29 protein-coding genes and 1 riboswitch are annotated in these 24,783 nt (G+C 58.7%); of the genes, 15 read left to right on the forward strand and 14 right to left on the reverse strand.

Annotated features, from left to right (window positions below; genetic code table 11):
- Window positions 1-10 precede the first annotated feature (10 nt).
- A riboswitch (cobalamin riboswitch) is annotated at window positions 11-218 on the forward strand.
- A gap of 144 nt (window positions 219-362) precedes the next feature.
- Genes ACTJKV_RS03675 through ACTJKV_RS03685 form a run of 3 tightly spaced genes read left to right on the forward strand, consistent with a single transcriptional unit; the run spans window position 363 to window position 1,586 of the window.
- Complete coding sequence (locus tag ACTJKV_RS03675; RefSeq protein ID WP_082447245.1) at window positions 363-545, forward strand: CbtB domain-containing protein; 183 nt, start codon at window positions 363-365, stop codon at window positions 543-545.
- 11 nt (window positions 546-556) lie between these two features.
- Window positions 557-1,264 (forward strand): CbtA family protein, encoded by a 708-nt coding sequence (locus tag ACTJKV_RS03680; protein WP_274103872.1) that lies wholly within the window; start codon window positions 557-559, stop codon window positions 1,262-1,264.
- A 4-nt stretch (window positions 1,265-1,268) separates the two neighbouring features.
- Window positions 1,269-1,586, forward strand: a complete 318-nt coding sequence (locus ACTJKV_RS03685; RefSeq protein WP_274103871.1) for a hypothetical protein — start codon at window positions 1,269-1,271, stop codon at window positions 1,584-1,586.
- On the opposite strand, the gene ACTJKV_RS03690 is transcribed toward ACTJKV_RS03685, so the two are convergent.
- Together ACTJKV_RS03690 and ACTJKV_RS03695 are read right to left on the reverse strand one after the other, a co-directional pair.
- Window positions 1,583-2,155 carry a type 1 glutamine amidotransferase family protein gene (locus ACTJKV_RS03690; RefSeq protein ID WP_274103870.1) on the reverse strand — a complete coding sequence of 191 codons (573 nt, stop codon included), beginning with the start codon at window positions 2,153-2,155 and terminating at the stop codon, window positions 1,583-1,585. The genes ACTJKV_RS03685 and ACTJKV_RS03690 overlap by 4 nt on opposite strands.
- Window positions 2,156-2,179: 24 nt before the next feature.
- Window positions 2,180-2,668, reverse strand: a complete 489-nt coding sequence (locus ACTJKV_RS03695; protein WP_062425795.1) for a GNAT family N-acetyltransferase — start codon at window positions 2,666-2,668, stop codon at window positions 2,180-2,182.
- A 342-nt stretch (window positions 2,669-3,010) separates the two neighbouring features.
- Between ACTJKV_RS03695 and ACTJKV_RS03700 the strand changes: the two genes are divergently transcribed.
- On the forward strand, window positions 3,011-3,826 hold the full coding sequence (locus ACTJKV_RS03700; RefSeq protein WP_130977758.1) for a helix-turn-helix transcriptional regulator: 816 nt from the start codon (window positions 3,011-3,013) through the stop codon (window positions 3,824-3,826).
- 98 nt (window positions 3,827-3,924) lie between these two features.
- Window positions 3,925-4,473 carry a YbhB/YbcL family Raf kinase inhibitor-like protein gene (locus tag ACTJKV_RS03705; RefSeq protein ID WP_113272277.1) on the forward strand — a complete coding sequence of 183 codons (549 nt, stop codon included), beginning with the start codon at window positions 3,925-3,927 and terminating at the stop codon, window positions 4,471-4,473.
- A 57-nt stretch (window positions 4,474-4,530) separates the two neighbouring features.
- Here ACTJKV_RS03705 and ACTJKV_RS03710 read toward each other — a convergent pair whose 3' ends face one another.
- Window positions 4,531-4,944 (reverse strand): MerR family transcriptional regulator, encoded by a 414-nt coding sequence (locus tag ACTJKV_RS03710; protein WP_062425793.1) that lies wholly within the window; start codon window positions 4,942-4,944, stop codon window positions 4,531-4,533.
- A gap of 167 nt (window positions 4,945-5,111) precedes the next feature.
- Between ACTJKV_RS03710 and ACTJKV_RS03715 the strand changes: the two genes are divergently transcribed.
- From ACTJKV_RS03715 to dmeF, 3 genes are all read left to right on the forward strand, one after another.
- Window positions 5,112-5,876, forward strand: coding sequence for a sulfite exporter TauE/SafE family protein (locus tag ACTJKV_RS03715; RefSeq protein ID WP_440598457.1), 765 nt, complete (start codon window positions 5,112-5,114; stop codon window positions 5,874-5,876).
- A gap of 105 nt (window positions 5,877-5,981) precedes the next feature.
- A complete protein-coding gene (gene dmeR / locus ACTJKV_RS03720) occupies window positions 5,982-6,254 on the forward strand; it encodes a Ni(II)/Co(II)-sensing transcriptional repressor DmeR (RefSeq protein ID WP_113272125.1) in 273 nt (90 codons plus the stop codon).
- 7 nt (window positions 6,255-6,261) lie between these two features.
- Window positions 6,262-7,302, forward strand: coding sequence for a CDF family Co(II)/Ni(II) efflux transporter DmeF (gene dmeF, locus ACTJKV_RS03725; RefSeq protein ID WP_274103868.1), 1,041 nt, complete (start codon window positions 6,262-6,264; stop codon window positions 7,300-7,302).
- A gap of 94 nt (window positions 7,303-7,396) precedes the next feature.
- Here dmeF and ACTJKV_RS03730 read toward each other — a convergent pair whose 3' ends face one another.
- Together ACTJKV_RS03730 and ACTJKV_RS03735 are read right to left on the reverse strand one after the other, a co-directional pair.
- Complete coding sequence (locus ACTJKV_RS03730) at window positions 7,397-7,681, reverse strand: hypothetical protein (protein WP_111847686.1); 285 nt, start codon at window positions 7,679-7,681, stop codon at window positions 7,397-7,399.
- Window positions 7,682-7,963: 282 nt separating this feature from the next.
- Window positions 7,964-10,063 carry a S9 family peptidase gene (locus tag ACTJKV_RS03735; RefSeq protein ID WP_274103867.1) on the reverse strand — a complete coding sequence of 700 codons (2,100 nt, stop codon included), beginning with the start codon at window positions 10,061-10,063 and terminating at the stop codon, window positions 7,964-7,966.
- A 233-nt stretch (window positions 10,064-10,296) separates the two neighbouring features.
- Between ACTJKV_RS03735 and ACTJKV_RS03740 the strand changes: the two genes are divergently transcribed.
- A complete protein-coding gene (locus ACTJKV_RS03740) occupies window positions 10,297-10,698 on the forward strand; it encodes a DUF930 domain-containing protein (protein ID WP_274103866.1) in 402 nt (133 codons plus the stop codon).
- Window positions 10,699-10,731: 33 nt separating this feature from the next.
- Here the strand turns inward: ACTJKV_RS03740 and ACTJKV_RS03745 are convergent, their stop codons facing one another.
- On the reverse strand, window positions 10,732-11,148 hold the full coding sequence (locus tag ACTJKV_RS03745) for a SufE family protein (RefSeq protein ID WP_062425787.1): 417 nt from the start codon (window positions 11,146-11,148) through the stop codon (window positions 10,732-10,734).
- A gap of 211 nt (window positions 11,149-11,359) precedes the next feature.
- Window positions 11,360-11,770 carry a DUF5330 domain-containing protein gene (locus ACTJKV_RS03750; RefSeq protein ID WP_274103865.1) on the reverse strand — a complete coding sequence of 137 codons (411 nt, stop codon included), beginning with the start codon at window positions 11,768-11,770 and terminating at the stop codon, window positions 11,360-11,362.
- 487 nt (window positions 11,771-12,257) lie between these two features.
- Here ACTJKV_RS03750 and ACTJKV_RS03755 point away from each other — a divergent pair, with 487 nt between their 5' ends.
- The 3 genes from ACTJKV_RS03755 (at window position 12,258) to ACTJKV_RS03765 (ending at window position 15,250) form a co-directional block, all read left to right on the forward strand.
- Complete coding sequence (locus ACTJKV_RS03755) at window positions 12,258-13,778, forward strand: sensor histidine kinase (RefSeq protein WP_111847979.1); 1,521 nt, start codon at window positions 12,258-12,260, stop codon at window positions 13,776-13,778.
- Entirely contained in the window at window positions 13,750-14,709 is a 960-nt protein-coding gene (locus ACTJKV_RS03760; RefSeq protein WP_274103864.1) for a peptidoglycan-binding domain-containing protein, read from the forward strand. The genes ACTJKV_RS03755 and ACTJKV_RS03760 overlap by 29 nt, the downstream gene beginning before the upstream one ends.
- A 199-nt stretch (window positions 14,710-14,908) precedes the next feature.
- The gene (locus ACTJKV_RS03765; RefSeq protein ID WP_112359472.1) at window positions 14,909-15,250 is read left to right on the forward strand and encodes a DUF1491 family protein; all 342 of its coding nucleotides are present in this window, start codon (window positions 14,909-14,911) and stop codon (window positions 15,248-15,250) included.
- 36 nt (window positions 15,251-15,286) lie between these two features.
- Here ACTJKV_RS03765 and ACTJKV_RS03770 read toward each other — a convergent pair whose 3' ends face one another.
- On the reverse strand, window positions 15,287-16,204 hold the full coding sequence (locus ACTJKV_RS03770) for a DUF2336 domain-containing protein (RefSeq protein ID WP_274103929.1): 918 nt from the start codon (window positions 16,202-16,204) through the stop codon (window positions 15,287-15,289).
- 637 nt (window positions 16,205-16,841) lie between these two features.
- Here ACTJKV_RS03770 and ACTJKV_RS03775 point away from each other — a divergent pair.
- Entirely contained in the window at window positions 16,842-17,042 is a 201-nt protein-coding gene (locus tag ACTJKV_RS03775) for a hypothetical protein (RefSeq protein WP_130977749.1), read from the forward strand.
- Window positions 17,043-17,072: 30 nt separating this feature from the next.
- Here the strand turns inward: ACTJKV_RS03775 and ACTJKV_RS03780 are convergent, their stop codons facing one another.
- From ACTJKV_RS03780 to ACTJKV_RS03790, 3 genes are all read right to left on the reverse strand, one after another.
- On the reverse strand, window positions 17,073-17,624 hold the full coding sequence (locus ACTJKV_RS03780; protein ID WP_130977748.1) for a DUF1254 domain-containing protein: 552 nt from the start codon (window positions 17,622-17,624) through the stop codon (window positions 17,073-17,075).
- The gene (locus ACTJKV_RS03785) at window positions 17,617-18,204 is read right to left on the reverse strand and encodes a DUF1214 domain-containing protein (RefSeq protein ID WP_062438163.1); all 588 of its coding nucleotides are present in this window, start codon (window positions 18,202-18,204) and stop codon (window positions 17,617-17,619) included. The genes ACTJKV_RS03780 and ACTJKV_RS03785 overlap by 8 nt, the downstream gene beginning before the upstream one ends.
- 399 nt (window positions 18,205-18,603) lie before the next feature.
- Window positions 18,604-18,939: a hypothetical protein gene (locus ACTJKV_RS03790; RefSeq protein ID WP_144621057.1), complete on the reverse strand. Its 336-nt coding sequence runs from the start codon at window positions 18,937-18,939 to the stop codon at window positions 18,604-18,606.
- A 243-nt stretch (window positions 18,940-19,182) separates the two neighbouring features.
- Between ACTJKV_RS03790 and ACTJKV_RS03795 the strand changes: the two genes are divergently transcribed.
- The gene (locus tag ACTJKV_RS03795) at window positions 19,183-19,632 is read left to right on the forward strand and encodes a DUF1801 domain-containing protein (RefSeq protein WP_112952245.1); all 450 of its coding nucleotides are present in this window, start codon (window positions 19,183-19,185) and stop codon (window positions 19,630-19,632) included.
- A 53-nt stretch (window positions 19,633-19,685) separates the two neighbouring features.
- On the opposite strand, the gene ACTJKV_RS03800 is transcribed toward ACTJKV_RS03795, so the two are convergent.
- Complete coding sequence (locus ACTJKV_RS03800) at window positions 19,686-21,179, reverse strand: PQQ-dependent sugar dehydrogenase (RefSeq protein ID WP_440598458.1); 1,494 nt, start codon at window positions 21,177-21,179, stop codon at window positions 19,686-19,688.
- A 2-nt stretch (window positions 21,180-21,181) separates the two neighbouring features.
- A complete protein-coding gene (locus ACTJKV_RS03805) occupies window positions 21,182-21,613 on the reverse strand; it encodes a DUF2231 domain-containing protein (RefSeq protein WP_111847695.1) in 432 nt (143 codons plus the stop codon).
- Window positions 21,614-21,861: 248 nt separating this feature from the next.
- Between ACTJKV_RS03805 and ACTJKV_RS03810 the strand changes: the two genes are divergently transcribed.
- Window positions 21,862-22,356 carry a DUF805 domain-containing protein gene (locus tag ACTJKV_RS03810; protein WP_274103862.1) on the forward strand — a complete coding sequence of 165 codons (495 nt, stop codon included), beginning with the start codon at window positions 21,862-21,864 and terminating at the stop codon, window positions 22,354-22,356.
- A 228-nt stretch (window positions 22,357-22,584) separates the two neighbouring features.
- Here ACTJKV_RS03810 and ACTJKV_RS03815 read toward each other — a convergent pair whose 3' ends face one another.
- Window positions 22,585-24,750: a transglycosylase domain-containing protein gene (locus ACTJKV_RS03815; RefSeq protein ID WP_440598459.1), complete on the reverse strand. Its 2,166-nt coding sequence runs from the start codon at window positions 24,748-24,750 to the stop codon at window positions 22,585-22,587.
- Window positions 24,751-24,783 lie beyond the last annotated feature (33 nt).

Consider the following 24,783-nt stretch of genomic DNA (forward strand, 5'->3'; position numbering starts at 1 on the left):
AACCCCTGACCGATAACAGAGGCGTGATGGTCTTTCCGGTTTTGCCGGAAAGTGAAAAGGGAACACGATAGGAGCCTCGCTCTCATTCGTGGCTGCCCCCGCAACTGTGAGCGGTGAGCCGGAAAACAACAGCCACTGATGCTAAATCTGGCATCGGGAAGGTGTTTTCAAGGCTACGACCCGCGAGCCAGGAGACCTGCCATCACGAAGTGTCGTCAATGCCGGCGGGGTGTCCGGAAGAGCACGGTTTTCGGGTTGGCACCATCCGTCCGAAAAGCCCTGTTTGTCTTTCCCCGTGGTGAAGGTTGAACGCGTGCGTCCGGCTGCCTGAAAGCAGCGCGCCGCTGAAGAAGAGGGTCACCATGTCTATCCAACAGAATACGGCGTCGAGCGCCGTGTCCTCGACCACATCGAAACTCTTGCAGGCGCTGAGTGCCGTTGCACTTGGCCTGTTCATTGTCGGTTTCGTTGGCTTCTCGCATGTCGAGGCCATGCACAATGCGGCGCATGATACGCGCCACGCCAATGCTTTCCCCTGCCATTGAGGGGAGATGAGATGCCGTTTTTCAGAAACATCGTCTTTACCGCGGTCCTCGTCGGCCTGATTGCGGGTCTTGCCGTCAGCGCCATGCAGGCTGTCGGCACCACGCCGTTGATCCTGCAGGCGGAAACCTTCGAGAGTGCGGGTGGCGAAGCGGGTCATTCACATGATGCCGCCACGCCCGCGGATCATCACCATGACGCGGAAGCCTGGGCACCTGCGGATGGCTTCGAGCGCAACGCCTACACCGTCGCCGCCAATGTCCTGACGGCCATCGGCTATGCGCTGGTGCTCACAGGTCTGATCTCGCTTCGCGGCTCTCAGGGCGGCTGGCGCGAAGGTCTGTTCTGGGGGCTCGCCGGTTTCGCGGCCGTCATGCTGGCGCCTATGATCGGCCTGCCGCCGGAACTGCCGGGCAGCCCCGCTGCCGATCTTGGTGCGCGTCAGGTCTGGTGGATCGCGACCGCTGCGGCGACTGCCGGAGGCATCGCGCTCCTCGCCTTCCGCCGCTCGGAACCGTGGGCGGTGATCCTTGCCGTCGTGTTGATCGTTGCGCCGCATGTCGTCGGCGCGCCATTGCCGCCTGCGGGTGAACATGCGCTGGCGCCGCTGCCGCTCGAACGCCGCTTCGTTGTGCTTGCCACTGTCACGAGCTTCGTTTTCTGGCTGATCCTTGGCTCGCTCAGCGGCCTGGTCCTCAAGCGCTTCGACGCTGTAAAGTGACACGATGACGGAGGAGAACGCAGTCGATTGGAGCGATGACCTCGATTGCCTGCGTTTTTCCGTCCCCGGTCATGGCGCGCCCTGCGCCATGCATCGGCTTGCTTTCAAGGTGTTGATCAATGATGCGCTGACAGAAGAGACCTGTCGCGCATACTTTCTGGCGAACCGCGACGCATTTCTCGCGGCGGCCACCGACAAGATCAAGCGGCTGAGTATTCCCTTCGAGCGCAGTCTCCATATCAACAGCCGCGATCTTCGCCGAGCCATGACAGCAGACGACGCGCAAGGACCGGCGCGCCTCTGCCGTGTGCTGGATCGTTAACTCGGCACGTGTTCCGCGGAAAATACCGATAGTTCGGCTTCGGCTTCCGGTCCCCACAGACCGAGGCCGTTCAACACCTCTTTCGCGAAGCTGACCGGTGAATTGCCTGGTGCTGTGACAACACCCTGATCGCTGACGGCTTGTGGCTGATCGCGGTAGAGCGTTGCCCCGTCATAGCCGCCGTATTTTTGATGCGACGCCAGGGCGTTGCCCGTATGGGCCACACTGTTCAAGATGCCGGTGCCGGCGAGCGCGCTGGCCGCAGCACAGATGCCTGCAACCACGCGGCCTTTTGTCCGAAAGCGATGGACCAGATCGCCAAAATCGGGCGCAGTGCCTTTTTCCCAACTCAAGCCGCCCGGGATAACCAGCGCGTCGATCGTCTCCGGGTCGAGGGCGTCATGGGACGTGTCCGGCATCACCTTGAATCCGCCCATCGACGTCACAGGCTGGCCGTCGGGTGAAGCGGTGACGATCTCGACACCGAGATAGCTGCGGGCCGCAGCGGCAAGCAGTGCAGGCTCCCAGTCGGCAAAGTCTTGCGTCAGCGCAATGGCAATACGAGTCATGTCATCCTCCAGAAGCGAAGAAGCTCAGGCGATCGCTTGCATGAAGCGCATGCCGGTGACGGGACGCGGAACGAAATCCATGTTTTCGTAGAATTTGTGTGCGGCGAAGTTGCCGGTCGCAGCGCCGACCGATAGGAAGTCGCAGCCGCAGCGTTTTGCAACGTCGCGCGCGCGCGCCACCAGGTGCTGACCGGTGCCGTGACCGCGATGGCCGTCCCGCACGAAGAGATGGTGCAACTCCATGCCGCGTCGGCCTTCCTGGGCGCGGTAGAGCGGCACGAGAATGGCGTAACCGATAAGCTCACCTGCAGCTTCCGCCACCAGTGCGGTGATCCAGGGGACCTGGCCGAACAGATCGCGCTCAAGCTTCTCCGGCGTGATCGCGGCGGCATCACCATGATGGGCGGCGAGCAGGGTGATCATCTCGTTGAGTTCAGGCAGATCGGCTGCGCGCGCACCACGAATGGTGACGACGGGCGGTCTTGGCAGTGTCAGGAGGCTATCTTCGGTCATGGGTCTGGTCCTTCGGTTGTCTGGTTTTTTGCCGTCAGGACGCTTGGAAAACAACAAAGCCGCCTGACGGCGGCTTGTTGACAAAGTGATCTGTCGAGCCGCCTTTTACAGGTAGGCCCAAAAATACGTGCAGGAGATGGGTGCGCGTTCATTGATCATGCGCGACTCAATGCGCTTGAATTGGAAAGCTGTCAAGGGGAGGCTTCGGCATTTTGGATGGGTCCGTCTCGATACCTGCCACGAGGGCAAGCGGCGCATTGACATCGGTCGTCCTCAGTCCGCTATGTGTCTGCGCGGCGTGCTCTTGCGCTCGATAAGTCAATGGCAGGGACAAAAGCATCGATGACGGCGCAATCCGCAGAGCAAGTGGGTTTTCAGGGCACGGGCGTCTCGATTTTTCCCATTACCCAAGCCACGGCCGCGACATTTACGGATCTGTTCATCGGCGTGACCTTCCTGTGCTTCATCTGCGCCGGGAGCAAAAGGGTCGTCTGTCCTGTGAATGGCGAGTTCGTGGGCGAGGCGGGTGACCTCCTGATTTTCCCCTCCGGTTCTATCGTCACCTTGGAAAACCGTCCTGTCAGCGCTGCGAATTATCGGGCGACAGGCATCTATTTCGATCATGAACTGATTGATGCGGTCTTCGCCGGTCCACCGCGGGCGTCAGGCTCGCCTGGTGTCCAGATCGTTCGCGAGGCAGCAAGCGCTGACTATGATGTGGTGGAGGTCACGCGGCAGGCTTTGCATGATGACACTCTACCCTTGTCGGTCAAGCGCCATCGGGTTCTGGAGCCGTTGGTCTGGCTCCGCCATCACGGTATCCATCTGCCGCGGCGAGGGGAAGATCAACCCTTGAACAAGGTGCGGCGGCTGATAGAGACCGACATCAGCCAGCCTTGGCGGGTGGAAGACGTCGCGCGTCATTTTGCCATGAGTGAAGCCAGTTTTCGGCGGTGGCTGGCGAAATCCGGTCCGGGATTTTCGCAGATCCTGTTGAACACGAGGCTGGAGAAGGGGCTAGGGATGCTGCAATCAACGGATACGCCGATCTCCAGTATCGCGTTGGAGTGCGGCTTCAAGACGCCCTCGCATTTCTCCGAGGCCTTCCGCAAGAGATTCGGTCTTAAGCCACGCTCTATCCGCACAGCCGAATTCTGATCGTTTTTCGATAGTCTTTGATCGCGAGCCGGAAGCTCGAAATTCCTGGCAGGTCTATGTCTTTGAGCATGATCAACGTCTGGAAAGGACACCTCATCATGCTGAAAAAGAACGTTGCGACCGGCGTCATTATGGCGCTTCTGACCGCCACGACAGCAAGCGCCGCGGACTTCAAACTGTCGAGCACTTCGATTGCCGAGGGGCAGCAACTTACGTCTAACTTCGTGTTCAAGGGCTTCGGCTGCGAGGGCGGAAATCAGTCGCCGCAGCTATCCTGGTCTGGCGCGCCGGCTGGCACGAAGAGCTTTGCCATCACGGCCTACGATCCGGATGCGCCGACAGGCTCGGGCTGGTGGCACTGGACTGTGGTGAATATCCACGCAGCGCAAACGTCGCTCGAACTTGGTGCAAGCGGCGACAAGAAGCTGCCCGCAGGAGCCTTGGAAATCCGCAATGATTATGGTGTAGCCGGTTTTGGCGGGGCATGCCCGCCGCCCGGTGAAGTCCACCGCTACATCTTCACCGTCCATGCGCTTGGCACGGAGCATCTGGACCTTCCGGACAATGCCAGCAACGCGCTTGCGGGGTTCATGATTGGCGCCAACACCCTTGCCACGGCAAAGATCACAGCGGTCTATAACCGCTAAGGGCGCAGCAGAGGATAGTCGCTGGCGCTGGTGACTATCCTCTCCCGGCATGACGTCTCAATGATCGTGATCGCACAGACCATGATCCGACAGCGCCCGGATGACATAGCAATCTTCGATCGAGTGTCCGTCGCAGTGGGAGACGATCCGCTCCAGCTCGTGCTCCAGCTTCTTCAGCTTGGCGATCTTTTCCCGCACTGTCGCGAGATGATCGGCGGCAATGCGGTCCGCACCCGCGCACGGCATTTCGCGGTGCTGGCTGAGCGCGATCAATTCACGGATCGCGTCGATGTTGAGACCGAGATCGCGGGCGTGCCGCACGAAAGCGAGACGTTCCAGATCGGTCTTTTCATACCGGCGCTGATTGCCCTCGGAGCGATCGGCTTCGTTAAGCAGCCCCATTTGCTCGTAGTAGCGAATGGTCGGGACTTTCACGCCTGTCCGTTTCGATAAATCGCCGATGGAATACATGGCCTCATCCTCATAGCTATAGCTTGTAGAGATATAGGTTTCAGACAGTGGGAACGCAATTGTTTTGCCGTCTCCGCCGTCAGGCATTCGAGAAAAGCAGTTGGCTATTGACGGGCGCTGATGGAGTATGACGCAAACGACAACGCCTCCCTTTAATGATCACCGTCATGCCCAGTATCTTATCGACCGATCTTTCCATTTCCGCCCTGGCATTTCTGGTGCTCGTCGCTTTGAGCGCAGGCCTCGCGCGCGGTTTTTCCGGCTTCGGCGCGGCGCTGATCTTCGTGCCGCTCGCCAGTTCGGTTATGGGCCCGCAGATTGCCGTTCCGCTTCTCCTTGTGGTCGATGGGGTGATGACGCTCGGCATGATACCGGGGGCAGTCCGTCGGGCGGATCGACGCGACGTCCTCACCATGGCGGTCGGCGCCATCATCGGCGTACCAATTGGCGTCCACCTCCTGATGACACTCGATCCCGTCACCATCCGTTGGGCCATCGTCGCCATCGTTGTTGTGCTCTTGTCGCTTCTGATGTCCGGTTGGCGCTATAGGGACCGGCCAAAGGCAATTCTGACGGCGGTCGTCGGACTGATCGCAGGCGTGTTTTCCGGCGTGGCGCAGATCGGCGGGCCGCCGGTCGTCGCCTATTGGTTGGGTGGGGCTGTGCCGGCGGTCATCGTTCGGGCCAATATCATTCTCTACTTTGCGATCTCCACGGTGCTCAATGCCACGGCCTATCTGTGGAATGGTCTCATCACGGTGAAGCTCTTGGGGTTAGCGGTTCTGGTCGCCCCGGTCTACGGCCTTGGTGTGTGGCTCGGCAGTCGAATGTTCGGCCTTGCCGAAGAGAAGACCTTTCGCCGCATCTGCTATGGGATGATTGCAACCGCAGCCCTCATCAGCATGCCGCTCTTTGATGCGCTGAAAGGCTGATCGAACGCTCTGCCACCATCTGCATCTTCTCAAGCAGCATAGGGACTTGCCGTTTGCCCAAAGAGAGAATAGTATACCCCCCTATACTATCGGGAGAACGAGCAGATGTCCCATACGATCCGCGACAAGGATAAGCTTTTGGCGCGTATACGGCGCATGAAGGGTCAGATGGAAGCGGTGGAACGGGCGCTGGAGGGCGGCAAGCCCTGTGGCGATGTTCTGCAACTCCTCGCCTCTGTTCGCGGCGCGCTCTCTGGCCTGACGGGCGAAGTGATGCAGGAGCATCTGCACGAGCATGTGCTGCATGCGGAAAATGACGAGGAACGCGCCAAGGCTGCAGAAGAGCTGGCGCAGGTTCTCAAAACCTACATTCGATAAGGTGACGATGATGGCAACGATGGAACATAGCCACGCGGATGGCACGCATAGCCACGTTTTCTTAGGGACCGATCACGAGCGCAACGAACGACGCGTCTGGATGGTCATTGCTCTGACTACTGTCATGATGGTTGTGGAGATCGCAGCAGGTCACTGGTTCGGCTCCATGGCGCTGACAGCCGATGGCTGGCATATGTCGACCCATGCGGGCGCGATGCTGATTTCGGCGCTTGCCTATCTTTATGCCCGCAAGCACGCGCATGATCCGCGCTTCACCTTCGGTACGGGAAAGTTTGGTGATCTCGCCGGTTTTGCCAGTGCCGTCGTACTGGGCGTCGTCGCGCTGCTGATTGCCTGGGAGAGCGCTCTGCGCTTCGTCTCGCCGGTGGAGATCGACTTCAACCAGGCGATCATCGTTGCGGTGATCGGTCTGGTCGTCAACATCGTCAGCGCCTTGCTCCTCAAGGACGATCACCATCACCATGGACATCACCATGGACATCATCACTGGCATTATCACGATGATCCCGAGGATCATGACCATCCGCATGAAAGCCACGCCCACCATCATGGCACCCACGCTCATCACTCGGATTCCCATGGATCGCACGCGCACCATGGGAGCCGCGACAACAACCTGCGCGCCGCCTATCTGCACGTGGTGGCAGATGCCTTGACCTCGGTGCTGGCCATCGTGGCTCTTGTTCTCGGCAAATGGAACGGCTGGACCTTCCTCGATCCGGCCATGGGCATTGTCGGCGGTATCGTCATTGCCCGCTGGTCCTGGGGGCTGCTTCGCAGCACGGGTGCAGTGTTGGTGGATGCGATGCCGCAGCAGCGCTCACTCGTGGCGAAAATTCGCGGCGTGGTCGAAACGGGCGAAGAAAGCATTACCGACTTACATGTCTGGCAAGTCGGCCCAGGCCATCACGCGGCCATCGTGTCCTTGTCCACGAGAGGCGAGACACCAGCTGCAGCCTATCGGGAAAAGCTTTTAGAGATTGAAGAATTGTCTCATGTGACCGTCGAGATCAACGCAGCTGCGTGATCGACGCGCGAAACGCGCTCTTGCAATGGCTCGGGGCTTCGCCTGAAGTCGCGACAGCCCGTAGAGTGAGCGCCGCCGGAAGCGTCCGGCGGTTTCAGTGTTCCGTGTAGGCCTGATAGACCCATGCTGCATCAGCGGCTTCTGAAGGTCCCTGTGACACGGTCGATGGCGCCGCCGCAGCCTCTTTCACCGCGTCGCGGTTGACGGTCCAGAGCACGCTTGCCAGCGCGCCCGCTTGCAGGGCGTTGACGAAGGAAATCGTGCTGCCGGAAAAGGCAGGCGAAGAAACCTCTGAGACAGCGGCGTCTGTTTGCACTTTCTCAATAGGTTGTGAGCGACTTTGATAGGGCGCTCCGCCAATGTTGTTGTCGATGTTCATCGTTAGCCTCACCAAGCTGTTAACGGTTTTTTAACCGCTGAAGCTTGCGCGAAGCTTGCTGCGCGTTGTTTGAATGCGTTGACGGCGCTTGACAGGGGGCAAACCCCTGCTTCGTTTTTGCACTTTAGGGGCTTGCAAAATAACAAAAACCCCGCAAATGCCGATTCTTTGACGATCAGACGCCGTTCGAACCTGCATTACGCGGGGAATCACTTTGAGAATGGGCAGAATCAGCGGTGCGCCCAAGCGCACCGCCTATCTCTCTAAAATGGCTGAATGGCCTTAGACTTGGTCCTTGCCAGCGACTTTCAGCGCGAAGGCATATTCGAAGGCGATCTCCTCAAGCCGTTGGAAGCGGCCGGACTTGCCGCCATGACCTGCGGCCATATTCGTCTTGAGCAGGATTGGCGCGTCGCCGGTGGTCTTCTCACGCAGCTTTGCCACCCACTTTGTCGGCTCCCAATAGGTCACCCGCGGGTCCGTCAGGCCGGAGATCGCAAGGAGAGGCGGGTATGGCTTGGCACCGACATTGTCATAGGGCGAGTAAGCAGCAATCCACTGATACTCTTCTTCGGACTCCAGCGGATTGCCCCATTCCGGCCATTCCGGCGGCGTCAGCGGCAACGTGTCGTCGAGCATCGTGGTCAGCACGTCGACGAAGGGAACGGCGGCAATGATGCCGGCGAATTTCTCCGGCGCCATATTCGCGACAGCTCCCATCAGCATGCCGCCGGCAGATCCGCCTTCGGCGATAATGCTGCTATAGGACGTGAAGCCCTCCTTCACCAGATGGTCTGCGGCAGCGATGAAGTCCTTGAAGGTGTTTTGCTTGTGCTCCATCTTGCCGGTTTCATACCACTCGAACCCCTTGTCCTTGCCGCCGCGTATATGCGCGACCGCATAGATGAAGCCGCGATCGGCAAGCGACAGGTTGTTGGTGCTGAAGGAGGCCGGAATGGTGATGCCATAGGCGCCGTAACCATAGAGCAGGCAAGGCGCGGAACCGTCGAGTGGCGTGTCCTTGCGGTAAAGCAGCGACACCGGCACCAGTGCACCGTCATGCGAAGGCGCCATGACGCGCCGTGTCACATAGTCGTCCGGGTTATGGCCGGATGGAACCTCCTGGGTTTTCAGAAGCGTGCGCTCGCGCGTCACCATATTGTAGTCGAACAACTGGCTTGGCGTCGTCATGGATGAATAGCTGAAGCGGATGACGTCGGTGTCATATTCGGCAGCGCCATGCAGCCCGAGCGAATAGGCTTCCTCTGCGAAGGCGATCGCATGTTCTTCACCGGTGGAGCGATCGCGAATGACGATACGCGGCAGGCCGTCCCGGCGCTCCAGCCAGAGCAGATGGCGGGCATAGGCATCGACGGAGAGAATGAGCCGGCCCGGCTCATGCGGCACGACCTCTTTCCAGTTTTCCTTGCCCGGCGCTTCCACCGGGGCTTCGACAATCCGAAAATCCTTGGCGTCTCCATCATTGGTAAGAATGAAGAAGACATTGCCGCCTTCCGCCATCGAATATTCGATGCCTTCCTCGCGCTCGGCCACGATCTGCGGCTCCGCCATCAGATACTTGGTGGAAAGGATGCGGTACTCGCTGGTCTCGTGATCGTGGATATCGATGAAAATGAAGTCATCGAGAACCGAGGCGCCGACGCCCATGAAGAAGCCCGGATCCTTTTCTTCGTAAACCAGCCTGTCGGACGATTGCGGCTGTCCGACAATGTGGTGGAAGACCTTGGACGGGCGGTGGTTTTCATCCTGAAGTGTGTAGAAGAAGCTCTTGCCGTCAGGTGCCCAGGCACCGCCGCCGCCGGTGTTTTCAACGACATCATCGAGATCGACGCCGGTCGCAAGATCGCGGATGCGCAGCGTGTAAAATTCGGAGCCCTTGTCGTCATAGCTCCAGATACCGCGGCTGTGATCGGAAGATTGATCGAGTCCGCCGAGACGGAAATAGTCCTTGCCTTCCGCTTCCTTGTCGCCGTCGAGCAGGACATGCTTCTCGCCGCCATCGCGCGGGGTGCGGAAGTAATGCGGCTGCTCACCGCCGGTCACGAACAGCGTGCCGTAGGCATAGGGCCCGTCATTGACCGGAACCGAGGAATCGTCCTGCTTGATGCGGCCCTTCATTTCTTCGAAGAGCTTTTCCTGAAGCGGCTTCGTATCCGCCATCGCGGCTTCCATATAGGCGTTTTCCGCTTCCAGATGGGTGCGGATGGCGGGGTCGAGCAGGGAAGGGTCCTTGAACATCGCCTGCCAGTTATCTGCCCGCAACCAGGCGTAATCATCCGTGCGCGTGATGCCGTGATGCGTATCGGTCACCGGCTTCTTCTGTGCATGGGGCGGGGTGGGCAGGTTCTTGAAAATGGTCAAGACAAACTCGCTTTCATAGGAAAATCACTCTGCGTTTTCATGATGTAAAGTGCCCCTGCGGCGCTATCAAGTTTCATTGTCCCCGACGGAATATCAGCAGGGCACATTTTCGTCGGGTTTCGATCACATTCTGGCGGTAGACGACGCCATCGCCTGCTGCTTCGAGGAGATGCGGCAGGCGTTTCCCCGCCCGAAGAATGCCAAGAAGACTTGAGAAAGCCTCATTAAATCCGATGCAAAAGCCTCTATTGATCGCCCTTTTGACCGCCTCTTCCGTCCTCTCGTTCTCGCTTCCGTCCTACGCCATCGATGCAAATGTCATAAGACAGTTGAACCAGCTTGCGCCTGAGGAGCGCCTGGAACAACGGTGCGATATCGAAGCGATGGAGCGCATTGCCAAGGAGCAGAAAGGCATGAAGCCCGACAAGGTGATTGCCTATGCCTTTGGCGATCCCGACGTCGCCAAGGATTCGATCAAGGCTCCCGGCGCGGTCTTCCGCAGTGGTGGCGAATGGTACCGCCTCAGATACAAATGCCAGGTAGCGCCGACCACACTCGGCATCCGCAACTTCGATTACAAGGTGGGCGACAAGGTGCCGGAATCGCAGTGGGCGAAGCACTATCTCTACGATTGAGAACAATGAGAGCGGCGGCTTTGCCCGCCGCGATCAGGCGGCCAGCAGCCGCGCTTCCTCGCGGATGCGATTGACCATCGAACGAAGGCCGTTGGCGCGCTGAGAGGAGAGATGTTCGACCAGACCGATCTTGCCAAACACTTCGATGGCGTCGAGGGCGGCAATTTCCGAGGCCTTTTTGCCTGAATAGGTGGCGAGCACGATAGCCACCAGCCCGCGCACGATGTGCGCGTCCGAATCGCCCTCGAAGGTCAATATCGGGTCAGGTCCGCCATCGCTGTGGCTTACGACCCAGACCTGGCTGGCGCAGCCCTGGACCTTGTTCTCTGCGGTCTTCTTCTCGTCCGCCAGATCCGGCAGTTCCTTTCCCAGTTCGATCACGTAGCGGTAGCGATCCTCCCAATCGTCCAGGAAGGAGAAGTCGTCCATGATCTTGTCGAGAGAAGCCATTTGCCTGCCATCCATGTTGCTGCCCCGATATAGGGCAATGGCGAAGGGAATTGAACCGCCACCCCAAGAAAAAAGCCCTGCGGCGAAGCATGGGCTTCGGGCAGGGCATCAGGAGTCGGGCAGTCAGGCGGCTCATCTATAGCGGGATGAGCCACAAGGGGTTGTGAGAGGATCTCTCGAATTCGTTAGGCTTGATCGGTTCTCTCTATCGTCAGAGCGCGGGCCGCTTCTGCGGCAGGGGAATGGTGTTCTCGGCCTTGATGGTTCCGGTCTTGATATCGTCGCTGACTGCGACGGTCTCGGCCTTGGCGACAGCCTCGCCAGCGGGGGCGACCTTGGGTTCATCGGCCGCGTTCAGATGGGAGTCGATCAACTCATAGGCGACCTTGGCGCCTTCGCGCGCCCGCTCACCCAGAGCATGGAAGGTTTCCGCACCCTTGACGCAGACGTCCGGCTTTTCGACGCAGATGGCACTGACATAACGGTAGGCTTCGCTGGCAGCGGAAACCGCGCCGGCGACGTTCATTTGCGAGTTCTGGCTATCGGTGTTGTTGCCGCCAAAATAGGACAGTGCGACCAGCACCAGCGAAAACCAGATTGTTCCTTTGATCAGAAACCACATTGCAAGACTACCCTGTTTGACCGGCGCCCTTTTCGGATCATCCGCTGTTGCCCTGTTGTCCGGGCTTGCAAACACCCTAAAGCCAAGAGACCACCACCCCTTTGCAAAAAACCGCGTGATTTAATTCAAATTTTAGCGACTTGTTCCCGCCGCTGGTGACGATTGTGATTTGGATCGGATTTTAGCGTCCGATGTTAAGCATAATTGCGGCGGGCGCGCGCAATCGCAGGCGTTAGCGGCGATAACGCCCGCCACAAATCTTAACGGTACCGAAAAAATACAAGGAAATCCTCTGCTTACCCGTCATTAACCATAACGGACAAAGTGCTTCTGATTTGCCTCGAAATGGGACTTGATGGCGCTGGAGGCGGCTTTGGCGCGCCTGCTTTTATCCATTCCTTAAGCCGCGGAGCCCTATTGTCGGGCATGTTTCAAGGCAGGTTCGAGCCTGCTGCTTTTAGAATGCGGTGTACTGGTATTGCGTAACATAGCGGAAAAAGCGATTGCGTTGGTCGATCATGTCGCGGGCATGTGGCTATCGCGCATGGAAGACGATGCCAGCGAAAGCTTGGCGGTCATCGCCGTTCTGCGCCGCCTCGTTGCTTTCTCTCTTGTGGCGCTCTTCATCGTTCCCGCCATCATCTGCTTTGTCCTGCCGGCATCCGTGGCGCTGCCGCTCGGTGCAGCCCTCGTCGTTGCCCTGTTTCTGGCATCCTGCGCCGTGCTCCTGACGGTCTATAAGCCCGCGCGCGAGGCTCAGGACGCTGTTATCGACCGTGAGCAGCTTGCATCGCAGGTGCCAGGTCTCCTGCTGTTCTTCAACGAGCAGGGCATCGTTCACGCGGTATCAGGCCGCGACCTGCGGCAGTTTCCGCTTCAGCTGCAGAACTGCGCCGGCCATATCCTCGCCGAGATGGTCCATGTTTCCGATCGCATCGCCTTGATGCAGGCTTTCGATACGCTGCGCCAGGGTGAGGATCACGCCAGCGTCGATCTGCGTTTCGAGACCGGCTCCGTCAATCGGCAGATTCAGTTCGTCTATGCCCGCATGGATATGACCGCAGAGCGTGACCAGTTCGGTCGGCTGGTGCGCGTCGTCGGTCAGCTTATCGACGTCAGCGAGATGGAAGCCTTGCGCCGGGAAGCGGCCCGCAGGACGATCGAGGCAGAGACGGCGACGGAGGCGAAGTCGCGTTTTCTCGCCGCTGTCAGCCACGAACTGCGCACACCTTTGAATGCTATTCTGGGCTTCTCCGATATTCTTGCCGGCGAATATTTCGGCAAACTGGAGAATGATCGCCAGCGCGAATATGTCAAACTCATTCGTCAGTCGGGTGGTCACCTGCTGTCGGTCGTCAACACCATGCTGGATATGAGCAAGCTTGAGGCCGGTCGCTACGAATTGATGATGGAGCCTTTCCGCATCGGCGACGTTATCGCGTCCTGCGAAGGCATGCTGGGTCTTCAGGCGAAGCAGAAGGGCTTGACGCTGACAAGCCGCATCCAGCGCGATCTGACGGAAGTCGTTGCCGATCAGCGCGCCATCCAGCAGGTTCTGATCAACCTTGCCAGCAACGCCATCAAGTTTACCGAATCCGGTGGTGTGGTGGTGATCGATGCGGCTCTGCAGGGCGAGATGCTCAAGCTGACGGTCAGCGATACCGGCATCGGTATTGCCGCCGACAAGATCGAACTTCTGGGCCGCCCGTTCATGCAGGTTCAGAATGATTATACCCGTCGCTATGAGGGCACGGGGCTTGGACTGTCGCTCGTCAAAGGACTTGTGGAATTGCATGGCGGAAGCCTTGTCATCACCAGCAAGCCGGGCGAGGGAACGGTCGTCACCATATTGATGCCGGCTGATGGCTCCGGCCAGCCGCTGAGCAGCTGTGAAGACGCCGATGCGCCGGTGGAATTTCCGCCGCGCCTGAAAGACACGGCGGGTGGCGCCGACATGATGAAGAGGAAGGACACTGCGGATGGCCGCGCCAAAGCGAAAATCGCCTAGGAAAAAGACGGTCCGGAAGGAGCCGGGTTTGCTGTCCGTGGCCCTACGCGCCCTCGGCCAGCAGATTGTCAGCCATCCCAAACTGGTCGGCGGCTCGACCGCGTTCCTTGTCGTTTTCGGTTTCGTCGCTGCCAATGCTCTCTGGTATCAACCCGGCCACCATCCATCCCCGTTCCTGCGTACCCGTGACGAGGAAGATCCAAACGGCATTGCCGGGTATCGCATGACGTCGACGCTTGGCCAGCACGGCAATGTCACGACGTTCCGCATAGAGCGCCAGACGGATGTTCCAGAACCCACGCAGCAGACTGCGGCTCAGCCTCCGGCAGGGCAGGGCGGGGCAGCGGCACCCCCAGCCCAGGCGCAGCCGGCCGGCACCCATCCGCCGTCCGAACTCGTCGCAGAAATCCAGCGCGAACTCGCGCGCCGTGGCCTCTACGATGGTCCGGCCGATGGTCTGACGGGACCACGCACGACCGCTGCCATCCTCTTCTTCGAAGAGACGGTCGGCATGGAACAGACAGGTGAGCCGACCAGCCGCATTCTCTCGGCCTTGAAGATCGACAGCGCGACAACCGTTGCCGCCATTCCCAAAGCCCTGCCGAAGGATCGACCCGCAGCAGCCAATGGGGGCGGGGTGGCGATCGATCCCGTCGCAGCCGCCATTCGCAATGCGGAGGTTCATCCTCCAAAAGCGCAGAATGTGTCTCTTACGTCCGACAGTGGTGCAAAGCCGGTCGGCAAGGATCTGGTTTCCAAGATCCAGCAAGGCCTCGTCAATATCGCCTATGCCGATGTGAAAGTGGATGGCGTTGCCGGCGAACAGACCCGTCAGGCCATTCGCAATTTCGAAAAGCATTATCGCCTGCCGGAAACAGGCGAGCCGAGCGAAGCGGTGCTGAAAAAGCTGAAATCTATCGGGGCCTTGTGAGCCTCAGTTGAATCTCTGACTGAGCCTCTTGGTGATTTGCCGTCCTTTTGCGATTCAAAGGACGAGCGCTTGACGCCAAAATACTCAATTCATTGGGACTTTCACCCTTCCCTCCACGGTTCGGTACCTGGCGACCATGACCAGTCTCGCTGCTTAGAAAAGCATGGCCCCATTGTCCCTGAGGTCCTATAGTTCTCCCATGCGCCTCAAATCCGAAATCTTCGTTTCCGCCCTCACGCGCCGCGTCTTCGCTGCAGGTGATTTCGCCGCTATCGAACGAAAGGGGGCCGATGAGGCCGGCGCGATCTTCATCCGCCAACGCCTGCGTGATGGGCGCGAAAATCTTTATGGTCCTGCACCCCAGAGCTTCGCCGAAGACGAGGAGGTGAGGGCCGAACGGCGCTTCGAACGGCGTCTCACTGAAGCGCAAGCCCAGGAGGTGGAGACGCTACTGGAAAAGGAGCGTCGCTTCGACGCCGATCTCTGGGTGGTCGAACTTGAAACCGACAACGTCGGCGACCTGTTCACCATCGTTGGGTGACAGGCCCGTACCTTCTGCCGCAACCGGCGAGCAACCTTAACGGCGCACCACAAGCTTGTGGGCTGGAGTGGGCTCTTCACGACGCTCGTCGGCATCGCTGCCGGAGCTCGTGGTGTAGCGATCTGCCCGTCGCCAGCTTTCGATCCGCTCCTCACACTCGGCCGTCTCCAACGACTCCAGCATGGATTCCGCACGGCTGATATCGCCAACGAGCTGGCGCATATGCGGGTAGAAGCATTCCAGGATAAAGATGGCGTCGTCGGTATCCATGCCGATGCCGACGAGCGTTGTTGCCAGTTGCCGACCGGAAATATCGAGCAGGATGCGCTCCGACAGCCAGTGGCTCGCAGACAGCGAGTCCGAGAGCGTGGCGGCGAAACGGCTTGCATCGCGCTCACGTGCAAACCGCACAAGCAGGGCTTCCTGTACTTCGGTCAGGCGGCGAACGCCAAGCGTGTCGCCCACGGGGCGGTGCATCTGTCGCGCCATGGTGCGCAGTTGCCTGCGCAGCTTCTCTTCCCGCTCGGCACGCGCCTCGCTTTCGGTCAGCGCCGCTTGAGACGTAGAGGTTTGAAGACTTTCGTGCGTTGAGCCGTTCGCGTGGCGGGAGTGACGTAAGCCCACCAGGGCATCGACGACAGTGGGGGAGAGGTCTTCGCGCCGGACGATCGTACGAGCGTGCGCAGCCCCTTGCGTTCGTGCAATCGCAATCAGCGTCTCGTCATCCAGCGCCTTCGAGGAGACGAGAAACGGTGCGGACAGCGAAATCGGCTGGCTGGCGATGAAGAACGCGACGGCCGAGGGCACGTTCGGGTTCTGCGACAACGCCGCAATCGCTTCTCTCTTCGCTTCGGCGGTGGACGCGGAAAACAGCGGCATGAACAGTTCTGCGAACTGTCGCAATTCTGATTTCGACGGGTAAGGCAAGCCTTCGAAACTCGAGACGGTTGCCATCAATACCACGTCCTTCTTCCTCTCGGCCCTTGGCCGTTCCAGTTCTCGAAAACGGTCTGTCAACGCAATACCCAACCAGACGCAAAACTACAGGAGCGCTCAAACTATAACGAATGCGTTGACGCCCTGTTAACCACGGGCGTCGGCAAGAGGATTTTTCGGCTTATTCACAGCTGTTTTGTTAACGGAAGGATTTTTCGACCCGCTGGAACCGCGAGCCAACTTTGGCGTTTCTCTCGCGTGAACCGGATTGGGGCGCAATGAACCTCAACATTGGAGTGAAGGCTGCAAGCCGCATTTTATTATTAACCTTTGCTTAACCTCCCGATGATTCTAATGTCGTGGGCAAGTCCGAGATTCGGTGCTAAAGTTCTGACATGAGCTCGCTTATGAGGGACGGACGAATGTCCAAGCCTCAGTTAATGCCCAGTCCGTGGACTGGTGATGCCCGATGAAGTGGTACTGGCATTCCATATCGGCTTGATGCCGCCGTCCTGAAGACTCCGGCACGCAGATCAAAAAGAAATTTTTGCTGAAAAGCTCGATATGGCGCTTCCACATACTGGATCGTCGGATGGAAAGTCATGCATCGCGATCCGGTCAACAACATCCGTCGTGCCTGTGAAAGGAGATGGCAATGGCAGACATTATTTCGATTTCGACGGCGACGCGGCGTCCTCACAAAACGGCTGACGCGAACGCAATCGCTGCCGGCCCAGCGCAGCTGCTGTTTTTTACCGGTGTGCGCTACGAGCGTTATGACTTCGCCGAGAAAACCAAGACGCGAAAGCGTAAGGGCAATGCGGCGGCTTCTTCCGAAACGGCTCTCAACGCCTGACCGATCTTTTTATGATGCTCTGAAGTGCGCCTACTTCAGCGGTGCGGGCTCGCATGTAGCCTCTCCGAGAAACCGCTCTGCTTCTTCCAGGAAGCTTGCCTGCGGTACCATCGTTCGCAAAACGGCATAGCCCTCGTTGCGATTTGCTTCCACCAAAATCGATTTCGATAGCGCTTGGACTTCCGCCTTGCGAATGGCCCCGCTTTGCTCCGGGGTGGAAATCAGAATATCCAGTTCACCCCCCGCCGATGTGCGGTCGTTCATGCTGAAGATTTCATTGGATGCACTGTCGAAAATTGCGATCGACCAGAACGGCACGGCACCGAAGGCCGACAGCCTGACCGGCTTCTCTTCGACATTATAGGTACACACGGCAACCCGCATGAAAGGGTCTTCGCTGCTCAGACCACCCTTGCGGTGACCATCCTTGTCGACCAGATGAAAACGATTTGGCACAGCCTGAAATTCCGCGCGCGTATAGGCATCGCGGTTGGAAAAATGCGGGATCGAGAAGAGGATGACGAGGTGGAGGACAGCTGCACCCACCAGGCCCGTGAAAATTGCCAAAGTGAGCCTAAGCATTGCCGCAATCCGTTTTATTGATCGTCGGCATGGTAATGTCGATCAGTCCCGCACTTCCGGCAATCGGGGTATCGAGCAGCGTCAGGACCAGCTTGAAATCGCCGTTTGTCGGCACCGCAAGCCAGTTGAACGGCGTTGCCGTCGACGCAAGCGTAATGGAAACACCACCTTCAGGGCCGTGCAGAAGGTTGCGTGAATTCAGGGCGATCGGCCGTCCAGATCCATCATCCAAAAGATTGCCCTGTTGATCGGCAACATAGATGGTCCAGAAGCGAGCAGGCGGCAGGTTGCCGGTAAGCGTATAGCGGCACTGGCCGGTCAAGCGCTGGCCGCTGCTGTCATTCGCCGCGGTAAAGGCCAAACCTTCGGCCGTTCCATAGAGAAGCTTGCCTGCATCCGCCCGGTGCGCCTTGGCGTAAGGGTCCGCTTCGATCGTCTGCGATTCGGGAAACGCGTTCCACGCACCGATCTTGATCGACCCGAAACCGGATGTGGCTTCCAGCGCCACAAGCGTGGAAACGATGCCACCGCCGAAGGCAATGACGAGCGAGATGGCGACAAGAAACGGAACTCGAAACACACTGCTTTCCCGATTTGGAGCAGTGTCACGGTTAGCATTGATTCCGACTCGGGGAAATGCCCTGGATGAGGGATGGGCAAACCTGTACTGGAATATTCTGGTTCTGAAATATGTGCGGCGTTGGGAAACTCCGGTGGAGGAGGGTCGAAGTGTCGCCCTCTTGGCTGCGTAAAAGAGCCAGGCGTGCATCTGCGCCGGCTTTGAAGCGCGTGTCTCGGAAAGTTCTGCAAGCGACACCCTAAATCGGTCTTCGTTCCCAGGGCGCGTAGGTCCCTTTGGACGCGAAACGGACGTGTCTCGCTCTTTGGATCGACAGGTAGCGCCCCCAAATTGTTCTCGATTTTTGGGCTGATTCCGTAGGGCACTGATCGATAAGGCCAGCGCCCTCCGAGCCGTCGCTTACTCGTGAATCGTGTAAGAACCGAGCTTGCAGAGATCCTGTCTGTCTTCCGTCGTGTCGAGGCCGGAGCCTTCTTCGAACTCGAAACGCATGTCGTAGCGACAGACCGTGCGGCCGTCGGCAATGGTGATGTCGATGCTTTCGCCTGGTTCGAGAACCTGCTCGCCGAAAACGTCGTCTTCCCATTCATTGACGCCAACCGGCGATGTGTAAAAGCGCGTCAGGACGGACTTGGTACCGTTCTTCAGCGTAAAGGTCAGGTCGTCGGCCTGTGCCATTGCGGATGTACAGACGAACACTGCCAGAGCGGCGAGCACTGGATTGAGTTTCTTCATAATAGTTCCCCCTAGATGAGATGTCCCTCGCGAGCAATTGCGCACCTTCGATGGGGATATTCAAGCTGCGCACCCCTGCCGCTGTTGTCTTTCGCGTTGGAAGGTAAAGACTTTTTTTGGCTTTGAAGGACCCGCAATATTTTGCAGCCTTCTGTGCGCTTGTCGTGTTTTTCAGTTTTCTAAAGTTCAAATCAAGGTTGCAGTGATAGGATGTGCTACCTAATACTGATGGTGGAGAAGAGCATGAATAAGGACGCCGCCGACCTTGTGAGCATCGCTCCGACAGAGGATGAGGAAGGCTCTCCGGCTTCCCGGCTGATCGACGGACGGATTGCCGAGTTGACGGACTGGCGTGGGCAGGTGCTGTCGCGCATCAGATCTATTATTCGCAGTGCGGATCCACGTGTGGAGGAAGACTGGAAATGGCGTGGCGTGCCCGTTTGGGCCTGCAACGGCATCATCTGTACCGGGGAGACCTATCGCTCCACCGTAAAAATGACCTTCCCTCACGGTGCGGCGCTGGAGGATCCGTTTGGTCTGTTCAACGCTTCGCTTGACGGAGGGACACGCCGTGCGATCGACCTTCGCGAAGGTGATGACATTGATGACGGTGCGCTCTCGGCGCTGATCCGGTCCGCGATTGCATTCAACGACGCCAAGGTGCGCGGGCGTAAGGCCGCGCGGACGTCATAAAAAGGGCCGGCCACCCGATCAGGTGGCCGGCCATTCCTCATCATCGATATTTCTCAATTCGCAGGGGCGGGCGGTGCCGGCGCTGCGGGCTGTGCAGGTGCGGGTGCCGCAGGCTGGGCGGGAGCAGCGGGTGCTGCCGGTTGTCCCGCTTGGGCAGGGCCCGACGATGTGCCGGAAACATCATCGGTCGCAATCGGCGCCGGTGTGACAGCGCCATCTGCGGCTGCGACACGCCACACCGTATTGCCCGCATCATCTGCTACCAGCAACGCGCCGGTGCCATCGATGCCGACGCCGACGGGACGGCCTCTGGCCTTGTCGCCCTGAATGAAGCCCGTCACAACGTCCTGCGTCTTGCCGACCGGCTTGCCGTTTTCGAACGGCACGAAGGTCACGCGGTAGCCGTTGAAGGCCGTCCTGTTCCAGCTTCCATGTTCGCCGATGAAGGCACCGTTCTGGTAGGGGGCAGGCAGCGCGGATTTCAACGAGAAGGTGAGGCCAAGCGCAGCAACATGGCTGGACAGCGCGTAATCCGGCTTGATTGCCTTTTCCACCATATCCGGTCGGAGGGGATGCACGCGGTCGTCCACATGGTTGCCGAAATAGCTCCACGGCCAGCCGTAGAAGCCGCCTTCCTTCACCGAGGTCATGTAGTCGGGCACAAGGTTCGGGCCGAGCTCATCGCGCTCGTTAATCACGGCCCACAACTCCTTGCTTTCGGGGTTGAAGGCAAGACCGTTCGGATTGCGCAAGCCGGACGCAAAGAGTTTCCACGCACCCGTCTGGCGGTCGACCTGCAGGATAGCGGCGCGGTTCTTTTCGGCCTCAAGCCCGTTTTCGGTGATGTTCGAATTCGATCCGACGGAGGCATAGAGGAACTTGCCATCGGGGCTCAGCGCCAGATCCTTTGTCCAGTGGTGATTGATCGGGCCACCCGGAAGCTTGGTCAGCATGCGCGGTTCGGCGGTGATTTCGGTCTGACCCGGTTGATAGGGGTAGGCGAGGATTTCATTGGACGTTGCGACATAAAGCGTGTTGTCGGCAAAGGCGACGCCAAACGGCGAGTCGAGCTTCTTCAGAAGATCGTGGCGCTCATCCACAATGCCGTCTCGGTTCGTGTCCCGAAGCAGCGTAATGATGTTGCTTTCCTTCGGCGGTCCACCGGTTTCGCCATGGGCAATCGACATGATGAAGCCGCGGATGATGTCCTTGGGACGCGACGATGATTGCCCACCCTCCGGTGCCCGCGACTGCACGACCAGAACGTCGCCATTCGGCAACGTATGCACGGTGCGCGGATTGACGAGGTCCTTCTGGTAGACGGAAATCTTCAGGCCTTCCGGCACCGTCGGCATTTCACCGTCCTTCCAGCCCACCACCTCTGCGACCTTCAGGTCGGGGATAAGGCTCATGGAGGGCTCGGGAAGGACAGGGTCGGGGCCGATCTGCTGGGAAATATCGAAATTATCGTTCTGGTCGCTGCAGGCCGGCAGAATGAGTGCAACGCCTGCAAGCAGCAGTGCGGGGGCGAAAATGCGGGAAACCATGATCATACTCTCCAGGCCAGACGGGCATATTTGCGGGAGGAGGCGGAAACAGCCATCAACGACACCACGAAGGTGATAGCCGAAAGCAAGAGCCCGTAAGGCACCACAGCCGTCCAACCGTCACCGGCGTGAACGAGACTGTTGATAAAGGCGAGGATCAGCATCACGATAAAAAGAATAATGGAGACGAAGGACGGACGCATCGGCCGTGTGCGCCGACGCAGCAGATCTATGAGACCGGCAAGAATTGCCAGACCGCCAGCGACCAGCCCCGCGAAAAGAAGCCAGGCCGAAAAATTCGACCACATCAGGTTGGCGGTGCGCCAATAGGCAATGTCCGTCGCAAGCGTCAGCGAAAAGCAGACAAAGGGAAAAGGCACGAACAGCAACTGAAAAGGATAGGCGGAAGCTTCCCCGTGGGATGCATCACTCATGTCTTGGCTCCAACCGGTATTGAGGGGAGCGCCCAAGTCCCGATGGGCGCTTTTGTGCTCTTGCAAACGGTTGGAGGTGCGATTTGGTTGCAAGAGTTTGGGAGTTAGAAGCGGAAGCAGGTCACGTCATTTAGGTTAGGTGTGGAAAAGGTTTAATCCAGATGCACGCGGAGGAAATATTGTTTTGTTTAGCGCCTGAACAGCCGTAGGTCGTAATCGGGGTTTCTCAGTTACATCCGGGGGTTTGAATGGGTAGTTTTTCTCTTTGGCACTGGTTGATATTGCTTGGCATTTTCGCACCTATCCCGCTCTTCTTCGTGTTTAGGCGCGCGCCTGCGGGCCCTAACCGATTTGCGGGGCTGCCATACGCTATGAGCTTCGGAGAAGCGATATCGAGTTTCTTCAAAAATTATGTGAACTTTTCATCAAGAGCGAGCCGATCAGAGTTTTGGTATTCAATGCTCTTCATATTCCTGACGTCGATTGTGGCCGACCTAATCGATCGATCGGACATTCTCGGCACCATATGGTACCTAGCAACGTTATTGCCGATAATCGCGGTCAACACGCGTCGGCTACACGACCTTAATCGAAGCGGATGGCTTCAGCTTTTTTGGTTTCTCTTTCCCATCGGCTGGCTGATTTTGATTATATGGTACTGCTTCCCGGCTGCCGACGGACCCGCATTGAAAAGAGGGACAGGCCCGCAACTCGGTAAGGATCCAGCTGAAACTTTCCGGTAATCACAGGGTCACCTTCAATGCGCTTATCCTCCAACGCCGAAGCGGCTACGCTTCGGCTGGAGAAGTCTCTTCATTTTCAAAAACTGCTTAAGCTATGCAATAGCGATGGACTTCCGGAAAGAGTTCGAGGGCGAGAATTGCGTTCTAAGTATATCCCCGAGCCGTCAACAGTGAGACAGGGCTTATCGGTCTTGACAATCGAAATGTGGTGACCGGGTGCTCTGCGCGTCAGTTTCCAACATCCGCCACCTTCTGCGGCGACAAGGTCGGCGCAGACGCCTCCTTCAACTGCTGGCCGACTGCGCGAAGAACGCGTGTGGCTTCTGCCGAAAGAGAGCGAGGGCGGGTGAGAGCCGGAAGCGCATTGGCGTCAGCTGAGGCCACCTGAGCGCCATTGGCGGCAGGTTGCGGGCGCGAGCCGGTTGGCAGCGGGTTCTGGATGCCTGGAATAGGACGCAGTTCCATGCCTTGATGGGCATAGTCCATCAGCCGCTTGAAGGTCATAGCGGGAAGGGCGCCGCCGGTCATGTTGTTCATCGAGGTGAAGTCGTCGTTACCGAACCATACCGCCGTTGTGTAGTTACCGGTGAAGCCCACATACCAGGCGTCGCGATAGGCCTGTGACGTTCCCGTCTTGCCGCCGGAAACGATGCCATTGTCCAGCGCTCCACGCCGTGCGGTACCTTCCACCGGGATAGTGACCAGCATGCGGTTCATCTTCGACGTCGCTTCTTCTGAAAGCACACGATGCGCCGGCGGCTCGTCGCGATCGAAGTCGTAGAGCACTTTGCCCTCGTAATCGAGAACCTGCTCGATGCCGTGGCGGCGCGATTGCATGCCGTTTGCCGGGAAGACGGCATAGCCCGTCGCCTGATCCAGCACCGTCAATTCAGAGGTGCCGAGCGGAATGGTCTTGTCGCTGCGAAGCGGCGTGGCAACGCCCATGGCCTTTGCGGTGTCGACGATGATCTGCGTGCCGAGCACATCCTTGGCAAGCCGCACCGGCACGGTGTTATAGGATTTCGCCAGCGCGGTCTGCAGCGTTACCTTGCCGGCATAGGAACGGCCGTAATTCTGCGGCGACCAGCCCCGCCATGTGACAGGCGCGTCGGAAATCAGCGTTTCAGGCTTGTAGCCCTTCTCCATCGCAGCGGAATAGGTGTAGACCTTGAAGGAAGAACCTGGCTGACGAAGGGCTGCCGTTGCGCGGTTGAACTGGCTCTCACCATAGTCACGACCGCCGACCATGGCGCGGATGCCGCCGCCATTTTCGATCATCACCATTGCGCCTTGCTTAACCTTGTAGCCTTCGCCGAATTCACGAAGGCTGCCTTCCATGGCCTGCTCTGCCGCCTGTTGTAGGCCGGTGTCGATGGTGGTGCGCACCACCACGGTGTGATCCTTGATCTTGCCGTCCCTGGCCAGGCGCTGCACTTCGTCGAAGGCCCAGTCGAGGAAGTAATCGGGTGCCTGAACCTCTTCGCGGTCGATGACCGTTGCCGGGTTTCGACGTGCGCCGACCACCTGGCCTTCGGTCATCAAGCCGCCCTGAACGAGGTTGGAGAGAACCGTGTTGGCGCGTGCGCGTGCCGCCGGCAGGTTCACATGCGGCGCGTATTTCGCCGGAGCCTTGAACAGGCCTGCAAGAATGGCGGATTCCGCCAGGGTGACGTCCGTCAGATTCTTGCCGAAATAGAATTGTGCAGCCGCCGCCGCACCGAAGGTGCCACCGCCCATATAGGCGCGGTCGAGATAGAGCGCGAGGATTTCCTTCTTCGACATGTTGGCTTCCAGCCACAATGCCAGGAAGGCTTCCTTGATCTTGCGCTCCAGCGAGCGCTCATTGGTCAGAAACAGGTTCTTGGCAAGCTGCTGCGTCAGCGTCGAGCCGCCCTGGACGACGCCACCTGCACGCGCATTTTCGCTCATGGCGCGGGCAAGGCCGATGAAATCGATGCCGAAATGGTCGAAGAAGCGTCGGTCTTCCGTTGCCAGAACCGCCTTGATGAAGTGATCCGGCATCTGGTCGATTGGAACGGAATCTTCGTGAATGATGCCGCGATGGCCGATCGTGTTGCCGTAGCGATCGAGGAAAGTCACAGCAAAGTCGCCGCGATAGCGCCAGTCCTTCTTGGTTTCCTCGAAGGCGGGCAGCGCCAGCGCCAGCATGACGACGGAGCCGGCCGTACCGACGGTCAGCGCGCTGCAGGTCATGTTGACGAGAAATTTCTTCCAGCCGCGCACATGCAGCTTGCGAGAGGCGATCGTCACCTCTTCCCAGAAATCGAACACACGGGATGCGGCTGTCCACAGGCTCGAATCGATCCAGGAATCGATGCGAAGCAGAATATGGCGTTTACGGCGCGCCGGTTTCTTGTTGTTGTCTTCCTGCACCTGAAACGTATTCCTGTTCGATGTGGTGAGTGA

It is taken from the genome of Agrobacterium sp. 22117 (assembly GCF_052045735.1).
Classification (GTDB): Bacteria; Pseudomonadota; Alphaproteobacteria; order Rhizobiales; family Rhizobiaceae; genus Agrobacterium; species Agrobacterium cavarae.

What these genes read in the sequence shown, in the direction of transcription:
- ACTJKV_RS03675 (WP_082447245.1), top strand. Translation starts at nt 363, where the DNA reads ATGTCTATCCAACAGAATACGGCGTCGAGCGCCGTGTCCTCGACCACA.
- ACTJKV_RS03680 (WP_274103872.1), top strand. Translation starts at nt 557, where the DNA reads ATGCCGTTTTTCAGAAACATCGTCTTTACCGCGGTCCTCGTCGGCCTG.
- ACTJKV_RS03685 (WP_274103871.1), top strand. Translation starts at nt 1,269, where the DNA reads ATGACGGAGGAGAACGCAGTCGATTGGAGCGATGACCTCGATTGCCTG.
- ACTJKV_RS03690 (WP_274103870.1), bottom strand. Translation starts at nt 2,155, where the DNA reads ATGACTCGTATTGCCATTGCGCTGACGCAAGACTTTGCCGACTGGGAG.
- ACTJKV_RS03695 (WP_062425795.1), bottom strand. Translation starts at nt 2,668, where the DNA reads ATGACCGAAGATAGCCTCCTGACACTGCCAAGACCGCCCGTCGTCACC.
- ACTJKV_RS03700 (WP_130977758.1), top strand. Translation starts at nt 3,011, where the DNA reads ATGACGGCGCAATCCGCAGAGCAAGTGGGTTTTCAGGGCACGGGCGTC.
- ACTJKV_RS03705 (WP_113272277.1), top strand. Translation starts at nt 3,925, where the DNA reads ATGCTGAAAAAGAACGTTGCGACCGGCGTCATTATGGCGCTTCTGACC.
- ACTJKV_RS03710 (WP_062425793.1), bottom strand. Translation starts at nt 4,944, where the DNA reads ATGTATTCCATCGGCGATTTATCGAAACGGACAGGCGTGAAAGTCCCG.
- ACTJKV_RS03715 (WP_440598457.1), top strand. Translation starts at nt 5,112, where the DNA reads ATGCCCAGTATCTTATCGACCGATCTTTCCATTTCCGCCCTGGCATTT.
- dmeR (WP_113272125.1), top strand. Translation starts at nt 5,982, where the DNA reads ATGTCCCATACGATCCGCGACAAGGATAAGCTTTTGGCGCGTATACGG.
- dmeF (WP_274103868.1), top strand. Translation starts at nt 6,262, where the DNA reads ATGATGGCAACGATGGAACATAGCCACGCGGATGGCACGCATAGCCAC.
- ACTJKV_RS03730 (WP_111847686.1), bottom strand. Translation starts at nt 7,681, where the DNA reads ATGAACATCGACAACAACATTGGCGGAGCGCCCTATCAAAGTCGCTCA.
- ACTJKV_RS03740 (WP_274103866.1), top strand. Translation starts at nt 10,297, where the DNA reads ATGCAAAAGCCTCTATTGATCGCCCTTTTGACCGCCTCTTCCGTCCTC.
- ACTJKV_RS03745 (WP_062425787.1), bottom strand. Translation starts at nt 11,148, where the DNA reads ATGGCTTCTCTCGACAAGATCATGGACGACTTCTCCTTCCTGGACGAT.
- ACTJKV_RS03750 (WP_274103865.1), bottom strand. Translation starts at nt 11,770, where the DNA reads ATGTGGTTTCTGATCAAAGGAACAATCTGGTTTTCGCTGGTGCTGGTC.
- ACTJKV_RS03760 (WP_274103864.1), top strand. Translation starts at nt 13,750, where the DNA reads ATGGCCGCGCCAAAGCGAAAATCGCCTAGGAAAAAGACGGTCCGGAAG.
- ACTJKV_RS03765 (WP_112359472.1), top strand. Translation starts at nt 14,909, where the DNA reads ATGCGCCTCAAATCCGAAATCTTCGTTTCCGCCCTCACGCGCCGCGTC.
- ACTJKV_RS03770 (WP_274103929.1), bottom strand. Translation starts at nt 16,204, where the DNA reads ATGGCAACCGTCTCGAGTTTCGAAGGCTTGCCTTACCCGTCGAAATCA.
- ACTJKV_RS03775 (WP_130977749.1), top strand. Translation starts at nt 16,842, where the DNA reads ATGGCAGACATTATTTCGATTTCGACGGCGACGCGGCGTCCTCACAAA.
- ACTJKV_RS03780 (WP_130977748.1), bottom strand. Translation starts at nt 17,624, where the DNA reads ATGCTTAGGCTCACTTTGGCAATTTTCACGGGCCTGGTGGGTGCAGCT.
- ACTJKV_RS03790 (WP_144621057.1), bottom strand. Translation starts at nt 18,939, where the DNA reads ATGAAGAAACTCAATCCAGTGCTCGCCGCTCTGGCAGTGTTCGTCTGT.
- ACTJKV_RS03795 (WP_112952245.1), top strand. Translation starts at nt 19,183, where the DNA reads ATGAATAAGGACGCCGCCGACCTTGTGAGCATCGCTCCGACAGAGGAT.
- ACTJKV_RS03800 (WP_440598458.1), bottom strand. Translation starts at nt 21,179, where the DNA reads ATGGTTTCCCGCATTTTCGCCCCCGCACTGCTGCTTGCAGGCGTTGCA.
- ACTJKV_RS03805 (WP_111847695.1), bottom strand. Translation starts at nt 21,613, where the DNA reads ATGAGTGATGCATCCCACGGGGAAGCTTCCGCCTATCCTTTTCAGTTG.
- ACTJKV_RS03810 (WP_274103862.1), top strand. Translation starts at nt 21,862, where the DNA reads ATGGGTAGTTTTTCTCTTTGGCACTGGTTGATATTGCTTGGCATTTTC.